The following is a 9,549-nucleotide window of genomic DNA, read 5'->3' as shown; positions in this document are numbered from 1 at the left end:
AAATCAGAAAAGAGCCTCTAAAGCGGGGGGCAAAGCCCCAAAAAGGCAGAGGATGCCCAGGGAAAAAACACCAATGGGAAAAATACAAACCGGTGCAGGAAAAGGGGCGGCGGGAAAAAAGCCGGTTTGTCTTTTTGTCATTACGGCCGTGCATCCTGACAGTTTGTATTTTCAAATCGAGCAGAATAGCCTGTTTACGCACCAATGGCAGGCCGGTCGGAAAAAACGGAACAGGAAACGTACATGTCACACACAACCAAGGAGATAGCGAAATAATTACAAAACAACCGGGGCGGAAATATGCCGGAAATCACCCGAGCGGGCATCACGGTTGACGGATAACACCGTCTCGGGCGACAGACATTAATGCCGCTCGTGATGGACATTAGTGTCTATTACGACAAACATTAGTGTCTGTCGGAACAGGCACTGGACTCTGCCGTCTTGAACGCCTGCGTCTGTAGGATGAAACACTTGTGTACAACGGGAGAAAAAACGGAATGCTGCATAAAAGACGAATGCTTATCGGAAAAAGATGAATGGATATACGGAACCTATGCAGCAAACGCCTGCAAACGAAGAAAGGCACAGGCGAAGGAGAAAGGGAAATGGAACTTTTAACGACAGTTTGACATGGAATAAAACAGTGATGGTTGCATTATAACAGAACGAAAAAAGAGAAAAAAGAAAAAAACAGGCTGGCAGGATAAAATAATAACCGATTTTAGTTCCGCCATCCTCTACGGACAAAGTAAAAAGTATCCAAAGAAAGAATCCTTGAAAAATTCGGGACGAATTCACGGCTCTTTCATTTAAGGAAGTTAGAAGTAATTATCGCCCTTTGATCTTAAAAATCAGAAGCCGATAGCGCTGTGATGTATAGCGATACTATCACCCCGCCTTTAACTACCGGCAACTCCTGCAACCTCTTTTAATGAAAGAGCCGTGGGACAAATCAAGAAAGTATTAAATCTTTAATGCAGCATGAGCCTCAATTCCGGATAGCAAAGCACATGCCAGGAAAACGCATCAACAACTACGATGCGTATGCAAAGATGGATTGAGGGACAAAAACAGGACAATCCACCTGTATTTATTGCTCCTTTGCTTCCTCTTGCGGAATACGTGCCGAAGTATAAAGTTCAAGGACAGCAGCAATAGTCAGCGAAACAATCCACTCATTGCCATGCGTAAAAAACATAAAGCCCCCGGTAAGCACCAGCAACAACGCTGCGAATATCTGCTGGCGCCGCAAGCGCTTGATAGTAGGAGTTTTGTATTTGGAAGGAGAGTTGATTTGCGCCAACGCCACAAAGGCAGCACCTATCGTATACACATAGGGCGAGAACTGCCAGCCTGTGACATAAACGGCAGCACCGAACAGAAGCATTACAGCCCCCACAGTAAAAAGGGCGGGTATCAGTTGTTTCATTATTCTACGTCTTCTTGAAATACATAAATATCTTCGTTGGGCTTCTTCATCAGATACTTTTCGCGGGCTATCTTCTCAATAGAACCGGAATCGACGGCAAGCTCGTTCAGACGACGGGTATTCTCTTCATACTCCGTGCGATACTTGTCTATTTCCTCACGCAAGAGCACCTCCTCGCGGTAATAGCTCAGCCGGCGCACAATACTGTTTTCATCCAAAAAGCCAACGAGTACGACAAACAGCACGAGCGTTACCTGATATTTCAGGTATTTACGTCCGCGGAGAAACGTCCAAAGGGAAGCAAGTCTATCCATGTAATTCTGTTATTGTTTCTTTGTGCACAAAGATAAGACGAATAACTGAGAAATTTCTTTTTTTTGCGTACATTTGCACAAAAGCAAAGGAAGGCGACACCCCTCTTTGCACGCTATATTAAGTGATAAGAACACCCTGAATATGGAAAATTATATCGTATCGGCACGGAAATACCGCCCCTCGACTTTCGAGTCGGTAGTAGGGCAACGTGCGCTGACCACCACCTTAAAGAACGCCATCGCCACAGGCAAACTGGCACACGCCTATCTTTTCTGCGGTCCGCGCGGCGTCGGGAAAACCACCTGCGCACGTATTTTTGCCAAGACCATCAACTGCATGAGCCCCACGCCGGAGGGAGAGGCATGCAACCAATGCGAATCGTGTACCGCCTTCAACGAACAGCGCTCATACAACATTCACGAACTGGACGCCGCATCCAACAACTCCGTGGACGATATCCGGCAATTGGTGGAGCAAGTACGCATACCGCCACAGATTGGCAAATATAAGGTATACATCATCGACGAGGTGCACATGTTGTCCGCCTCTGCTTTCAATGCTTTTCTGAAGACATTGGAAGAGCCGCCGCGCCATGCCATCTTCATCCTTGCCACCACCGAGAAGCACAAGATATTGCCCACCATCCTGTCACGCTGCCAGATATACGACTTCAACCGTATCGGCGTAGAAGACACCGTGGCACATTTGGCATACGTGGCATCCAAAGAGGGCATTACCGCCGAACCGGAAGCGCTCAACGTCATCGCGCTGAAAGCAGACGGAGGCATGCGTGACGCCTTGTCCATATTCGACCAAGTAGTGAGTTTCACCGGCGGACGCATCACTTATCAAAGCGTAATCGAAAATTTGAACGTGCTGGATTACGAATACTACTTCAAACTGACCGACCATTTTATAGAGAACAAAGTCAGTGACGCCCTGTTGCTGTTGAACGATGTGCTGAACAAGGGATTTGACGGCAGCCATTTCATCACCGGCCTCTCCTCGCACTTCCGCGATTTGCTGGTGAGTAAAGATCCGGCGACCCTTCCCCTGCTCGAAGTGGGCGCAAGCATACGGCAACGCTATCAAACGCAGGCGCAAAAGTGCCCGTTGCCTTTCCTTTACCGCGCCATGAAGTTGTGCAACGACTGCGATTTGAACTATCGCGCCAGCAAGAACAAACGGTTGCTAGTGGAGCTGACCTTGATACAAGTAGCCCAAATCACTGCCGAAGGGGACGATACAGGCAATGGGCGTAGCCCTAAACAAGCCATAAAACCCATATTCACACAGCCCGCAGCCGCACAGCAGCCGCAGGTCGCTCCCGTTGCGCCCCAACCGCAAACAGTCGCCACGGTCCAATCGCAGGTTGCTCCTGCTGCCGCTACTCCTGCCACCATATCTCCTGCCAATGCCACTGCCGCAACTCCCCCCTCCCATGCCACGCCTACCGGCATTCTGCTGGCACAGGGAAAAGAGGAAAAGAAGGTTCCGGTAATGAAAATGTCAGGGCTTGGCGTATCTATCAAACGACCGAAAGCGGAAGAAGCGGCAAAAAGCACAACCGCAACCGTCACCGCACAGCAACCGGTACAGCCGGAAGAAGACTATATCTTCAACGAAAGAGATGTAAACTATTATTGGCAGGAATATGCCGGACGCATGCCCAAGGAGCAGGTAGCCATCGCCAAGCGCATGCAGAATATGCGCGTCACGCTACTGAACGCCACCACTTTCGAAGCGGTCGTGGACAATGAGATTGTTGCAAAAGAGTTTATCTCGATGATTCCCCACATGCAAGAATATCTGCGTGCCCGGCTGAAAAACCGTAAGGTAACCATGACCGTGCGCATCAGTGCTCCTACCGAGAAAGTACGTGCATACGGCCGTGTCGAAAAATTCCAAATGATGGCACAGAAAAACGAAGCTCTTTTGCAATTGAAAGAGGTATTCGGTTTGGAACTCTACTAAACCGGTCCGCATACCCGATGTTTACTGCCTGATTATATGTACGTTCACCCATGTCATTATTTAGACAAGGTACAAATTAAACGTTTTTAATCAAGATTGATAGCAAGTATTGAATAAAACAGCTATTTTTGCCGGACAAATTAGTACTAATAATTTAAAAATTAAAGAAAATGGCTTACGTAATTAGTGACGATTGTATCGCTTGCGGAACTTGTATCGACGAGTGTCCGGTAGGCGCTATCTCTGAAGGCGATATCTATTCTATCGACCCTGAAACTTGTACTGAATGCGGTACTTGTGCAGATGTTTGCCCTTCTGAAGCAATTCATCCGGGAGAATAATACAATCCTAAGAAAAAGAGAAAAGGCTCGGTTTCAAATGAAACCGAGCCTTTTTTATTTCAATACCCGCAAAGAAACTACGCAAGTTTCGACAACGCCTCCTTGATGCGGCGAATAGCTTCCACTATATTCTCGTCACTGGTAGCATAGCTCATACGGATACATTCGGGAGCACCAAACGATGTACCGCCCACACATGCCACATGAGCGACTTCCAGCAAGTACATAGCCAAATCATCCGAATTCTCAATCTTACGGTCACCGGCAGATTTGCCAAAGAAAGAACTGCACTTCGGGAACAGGTAGAAAGCCCCTTCCGGCACGTTCACTTCAAATCCCGGCACTTCCTTAGCCAGCTTCACGATGAGGTCACGACGACGTTCGAAAGCTTTACGCATTTCCTCCACCGGAGCTTGCGTTCCCGTATAAGCAACTTCAGCTGCTTTCTGAGACACAGAACATGGTCCTGAGGTATACTGTCCTTGCAATTTGTTACAAGCTTTTACAATCCATTCCGGTCCGGCAATGAAACCGATACGCCAACCGGTCATGGCATACGCTTTGGAAACACCATTTACAATCACGGTACGCTCTTTCATTTCGGGGAATTGCGCTATGCTCTGGTGCTTGCCGATGTAATTGATATGTTCATAGATTTCATCGGCTATAACAACTATCTGCGGATGTTTTGCCAATACGGCAACCAATCCGGCAAGTTCTTCCTTGCTGTATACAGAGCCGGTAGGATTGGAGGGAGAGCAAAGAATCAGAGCTTTGGTCTTCGGTGTAATAGCAGCTTCCAACTGGGCAGGCGTAATCTTGAAATCCTGCTCGATACCTGCCGTAACAATCACCGGCTTACCTTCTGCCAATTTCACCATCTCAGGATAACTAACCCAATACGGAGCAGGTACGATTACCTCATCGCCCGGGTTTACCAGTACTAAAATCGCATTACAAACCGATTGTTTGGCACCATTGGCACAAGAAATTTGTGCTGCCGTATATTCCAGACCGTTCTCTTTCTTTAATTTCTCTACGATGGCATTACGCAATGCCGGATAACCCGGAACGGGCGAATAGCGAGAGAAGTTATCGTCTATCGCCTTTTTTGCTGCCTCCTTTATATGGTCGGGCGTATTAAAATCAGGTTCTCCGACACTCAAGTTAATTACATCCACGCCTTGAGCTTTCAACTCAGCGCTTTTCTGAGACATAGCCAGTGTCGCGGAAGGCGACAAGCTGTTCAAACGATCTGATAATTGATTCATCTTATTTCTATTTAATAGTTATTACATAAATCCGGTTGCAAAATAAGCAAATTTCTTCAATATATTAAAACAAAAAGACAGTTACTTATTGAAGTGAAGCGTATGCCCCATACGTTCTTTCTTTGTACGCAGGTAACGTTCGTTATATTGATTCGGGGTTGTTTCAACCGGCACATTCTCTACAATCTCCAAACCATAGGCTTCCAGACCGACACGTTTCACCGGGTTGTTTGTAAGCAGACGCATCTTATGCACACCAAGTTCACGCAGGATTTGAGCACCCACACCGTAATCACGCTCGTCTGCCAGATGTCCGAGACAAATATTGGCATCTACCGTATCCATACCGTCTTCCTGGAGTTTATATGCTTTCATTTTTTCCATTAGACCGATACCGCGTCCTTCCTGATTGAGATAGACAACAACTCCTTTACCGGCTTTCTCAATCATCTCCATAGCCTTATGCAACTGCTCGCCGCAATCGCAACGCATAGAGCCGAAGATATCTCCCGTGGCACAAGAAGAGTGCACACGCACCAGCACAGGTTCATCGGGTGCCCACGTACCCTTGAATAAAGCTACATGCTCCAAACCATTGGATTTCTGGCGGAAAGGAATGAGACGAAAATGTCCATGCCCTGTCGGCATATCCACCTCCACGCCTTTTTCCACGATAGACTCCTGTTGCAAACGATAGGCTATCATGTCGCGGATAGAAATCAGTTTCAAATTATACTCATCCGCCATCTTACGCAATTCGGGCAGGCGCGCCATCGTTCCGTCTTCATTCATAATCTCCATCAGTGCGCCGGCAGGATAAAAACCGGATAAACGGCACATATCAATCGTAGCTTCGGTATGGCCGGCACGGCGCAACACCCCTTTTTCCTGCGCATACAACGGATTGATGTGTCCGGGGCGACCGAAAGTAGCCGGAGTAGAAGCCGGATCAGCCAACGCCTGAATAGTTGCGGCACGGTCTGCAGCAGAGACACCGGTCGAACAGCCTTCCAGTTTATCAATAGTCACTGTAAAAGGAGTCCCCAATACAGAGGTATTGTCAGTCACCTGGTGAGGCAAATCCAACTCATGGCAACGCGATACCGTAACCGGTGCACACAACACGCCACGCGCATGCTTCAACATGAAGTTCACTTTCTCCGGTGTTATCTTTTCGGCTGCGATAATCAAGTCACCTTCATTTTCACGATCTTCATCATCGACTACAATCACGAAATTACCTGCCTTGAAATCCTCAATGGCTTCTTCTATCGTATCCAACTTTACTTTCTCCATATATTTATTCTTTATTATTTGTTCTGATTGACTTTTATGATATTCTGAATCTCCTCGTTTGTACGGATAATCCGCGCCATATCCTTATTCAACCGGATACGGAATGCCCAAATACGAAAATAGAAAAACAAACCGACAGGAACTATCACTCCACACAACATATTCAGCCAGTAATTACGGAAAGGGCGCACATGGGCATGAACGGCTATAACGGGATAACGATTCAATGCCGTCAGCAACGCTACGGATTTTGTATTGGACATTTCATCTATCAAAGCCTCCATCCGGTCATTGATTGCCGTTACTTCCTCGTCATGCGGCGTATCATCCATCCACAATCTGAAATAATTGGGCGCTCGCTTCAAAGCTTTCTTTTCGGCATACGCACGGCAATCTGCCGACAGTTGTTGAAGTTCGCCCGGCAAACGGACATAATCCGGGTCGTGGATAATCACCTCTTTACGGAACAGGTGGCGGACACTACGGATACCTGCTATCTTCTTAAACCAATTGATATAAGCATCGGCATTCAGCACCACCGAATCGTTATTGGACTTATAGGTAAGGAATGCACCCAACGGTGCCAATACTGCCGTGCTGGTCCACATACCCATCCATACAATCCATTTACCGTCACGAGCCATTTTAAAACCCGTATTATTAATAATGTAATAGATAATGAAAATAAGTACAGACACTATCACCGGCATACCCAATCCTCCTTTACGAATAATACCTCCCAACGGTGCACCAATAAAAAAGAAGATAAGGCAGGCTAATGAGAGTGTCAGTTTCTCGTGCCAGGAAGTCATATGACGCCGCAAGCTTATTTCCGTCTGCGATATATTGAACCCCTTAAAACTCCAGTCACTTGCCGCGCTCTCCGCACGACTTACAGCTGTAGATATAATCTTTTGTTTCTGCATCAAAGTAGCCGCATTGAACAGGCTATCCACATCGTAATTGTCCAGACGGGCAGACTCTATCTTCATCGTATCTGCCTTGCTCAAGGTGTTGGAAGTGACTTTATAAGTGCCAGCCATAGCCTCCTTATAATAAGCACGCCCGACACTGTCATTCTGTACCTTCATAGAGTCAATACCGGCCTGCAACATTCTCATGTTCTTACTGTTGGACTGGTTGTTCATAAATCCTGCATCTACCATATTGAAGTCCGAATCGAATTCTATAATCGCATGCTTCTCAATGAAAGTCTCCCGCCGATAGGGCACATTCTTCTGGCTCATACTCTGCGACTTCAGGTTTTCGAACTGTTCACCGCTGTAAAGGTGCAGATAAAGATGCTGCTTGTCTGCCGTCATCTCCAATTTGCCGGAATCCGCTTTAATTATTTGCGCATTCTCAAATCCTTTCTCAAAGTTATAAATCAACACATCGTACAGTACACCTGTCTTACGATTTTTATGTTTCACATATAAATTATACCCGTCTATTTCGTCATAAAACACGCCCTCCGGAATGTCCACCTCCGGTGATTTCTGTTTCATTGAAATCAATAATGTCCAAAGCTTGACTTCAGCCTGTGGTCCGATCACATTCTGAAAATAGAAGGAAACGCAAGATATAATAGTAATGAATACAATTAACGGGCGCATAATTTTCAGCAAAGAAATACCGGCCGCTTTCATTGCCAACAATTCAAAACGCTCTCCGAAATTTCCAAAAGTAATGAGAGCTGCCAACAGGATAGCCAAGGGCAATGAAATTGGAACCAATCTCAACGCGGAATAGAAAAAAAACTGGGCAAGAATACTAATTTCCAATCCTTTCCCTACCATTTCATCTACGTATTTCCACAGAAACTGTAATATGAAGATGAACAGGCAAATGAAAAAAGTGCCCATAAAGAGCATGCAAAAGCTCTTTAATATAAATATATCTAACTTTTTTATGCGCAGCATTTTACTTGTTTCATGCAATAAACGCACAAAAGTAGCACAAAAAAGGGAGTACGGGAAATTTTTAATTGAAAGTTAACTAAAAACCACATGTTCTGCGCAAAGTATCTACCTGAGATTCCCACAATTCACATAAATCGTTTACTTCATCTGTATTGGTGAAATCAGTTATCTCAAGCACAAAATCATTGGTCAATTCGCTATTTGTCATCTTTAATTCAAAATACTCGCGTGGGTTCTCATCGTCAAGCCAGTGAAAACGGATAAAAGAGTATGCCCGCAAAGCAATAATCTCGGCATCGCGCCTTTCCGTTTTCCCCCAAAAGAAGGAGACGGTCTTGTCATCCGATTGAACCCTGTCTGCAAACCATCCTTCCAAACCGGTAGGAGTGCTTATTGCTGTCCAAAGAATACTTTTAGAAGTCGCATTCAAAAGATACTCCAAATGTATTTTTTTTCTTTCCATAGTCAATTCTACTTTTTATTGTGCCACCCAAGATAAATACTTTTTTCTAATTAGAAAAAAAATAATTCATTATTTCATTCAGTCTTATACTACAACAGCACGCTAAAGTACTGATAATGTTATACAATATCATTTCAAAAAAAAGAAGCGAACTCTTTTTCTTCATCCAAATGACAAAATAAACAACAGAAAATAAACAAAAAAGTTTTGGTAGTTTAAATAAAAGCTATATCTTTGCACCCGCAATCAAGAAATGATGGCGGGATAGCTCAGCTGGTTAGAGCGCATGATTCATAATCATGAGGTCCCCGGTTCAATCCCGGGTCCCGCTACAAAACTTAAAAGTTTAGACATAAGGCATTTGAGAGGCTTCCACTCTTGAGTGTCTTTTTTGTTTTTAAGGGCATTTGCACAGATTTTGCACAAAAAGAAAGACCAACGTAAAGAAGCATCGGCGCATACTATGTTTGAATTTATAAAAAAGGTTCAGTTTGAAAACTTGGGGGAATTAGTTAAAACCCCTATCTTTGGTGTA

General features: G+C 45.2%; 9 protein-coding genes and 1 tRNA gene. 4 read left to right on the top strand and 6 right to left on the bottom strand.

The genetic code is table 11. The features are described from left to right. Positions 1-268, top strand: a 268-nt coding sequence (locus tag QZ327_RS13760) for a hypothetical protein (protein WP_294620223.1), incomplete at its 5' end; no start/stop codon positions are given. A gap of 825 nt (positions 269-1,093) precedes the next feature. Here the strand turns inward: QZ327_RS13760 and QZ327_RS13755 are convergent. Then, positions 1,094-1,432 (bottom strand): hypothetical protein, encoded by a 339-nt coding sequence (locus QZ327_RS13755; RefSeq protein WP_294620221.1) that lies wholly within the window; start codon positions 1,430-1,432, stop codon positions 1,094-1,096. Beyond that, positions 1,432-1,746 carry a septum formation initiator family protein gene (locus QZ327_RS13750; RefSeq protein ID WP_294620219.1) on the bottom strand — a complete coding sequence of 105 codons (315 nt, stop codon included), beginning with the start codon at positions 1,744-1,746 and terminating at the stop codon, positions 1,432-1,434. Before QZ327_RS13750 ends, QZ327_RS13755 begins: the two co-directional genes overlap by 1 nt. Positions 1,747-1,888: 142 nt before the next feature. Between QZ327_RS13750 and QZ327_RS13745 the strand changes: the two genes are divergently transcribed. Together QZ327_RS13745 and QZ327_RS13740 are read left to right on the top strand one after the other, a co-directional pair. Further along, the gene (locus QZ327_RS13745) at positions 1,889-3,721 is read left to right on the top strand and encodes a DNA polymerase III subunit gamma/tau (protein ID WP_294620217.1); all 1,833 of its coding nucleotides are present in this window, start codon (positions 1,889-1,891) and stop codon (positions 3,719-3,721) included. A 170-nt stretch (positions 3,722-3,891) separates the two neighbouring features. Next, positions 3,892-4,062 (top strand): DUF362 domain-containing protein, encoded by a 171-nt coding sequence (locus QZ327_RS13740; protein WP_004292360.1) that lies wholly within the window; start codon positions 3,892-3,894, stop codon positions 4,060-4,062. A gap of 77 nt (positions 4,063-4,139) precedes the next feature. Here the strand turns inward: QZ327_RS13740 and QZ327_RS13735 are convergent, their stop codons facing one another. The 4 genes from QZ327_RS13735 to QZ327_RS13720 all read right to left on the bottom strand — a co-directional run bounded on the left by QZ327_RS13735 (position 4,140) and on the right by QZ327_RS13720 (position 9,014). After that, complete coding sequence (locus QZ327_RS13735) at positions 4,140-5,333, bottom strand: pyridoxal phosphate-dependent aminotransferase (protein ID WP_294620212.1); 1,194 nt, start codon at positions 5,331-5,333, stop codon at positions 4,140-4,142. An 81-nt stretch (positions 5,334-5,414) separates the two neighbouring features. Further along, the gene (locus tag QZ327_RS13730) at positions 5,415-6,629 is read right to left on the bottom strand and encodes a bifunctional 3,4-dihydroxy-2-butanone-4-phosphate synthase/GTP cyclohydrolase II (protein WP_294620210.1); all 1,215 of its coding nucleotides are present in this window, start codon (positions 6,627-6,629) and stop codon (positions 5,415-5,417) included. Between the two features lie 14 nt (positions 6,630-6,643). Continuing rightward, complete coding sequence (locus tag QZ327_RS13725; RefSeq protein ID WP_294620208.1) at positions 6,644-8,551, bottom strand: LptF/LptG family permease; 1,908 nt, start codon at positions 8,549-8,551, stop codon at positions 6,644-6,646. Between the two features lie 76 nt (positions 8,552-8,627). Next, positions 8,628-9,014 carry an START-like domain-containing protein gene (locus tag QZ327_RS13720; protein ID WP_294620206.1) on the bottom strand — a complete coding sequence of 129 codons (387 nt, stop codon included), beginning with the start codon at positions 9,012-9,014 and terminating at the stop codon, positions 8,628-8,630. Positions 9,015-9,272: 258 nt separating this feature from the next. Here QZ327_RS13720 and QZ327_RS13715 point away from each other — a divergent pair. After that, a tRNA-Met gene (locus tag QZ327_RS13715) sits at positions 9,273-9,346 on the top strand. Positions 9,347-9,549: the final 203 nt, after the last annotated feature.

The sequence above is a fragment of the uncultured Bacteroides sp. genome (genome assembly GCF_910578895.1).
Lineage (GTDB): Bacteria > Bacteroidota > Bacteroidia > Bacteroidales > Bacteroidaceae > Bacteroides.
This window is presented reverse-complemented; position numbering and strand designations above follow the sequence as displayed.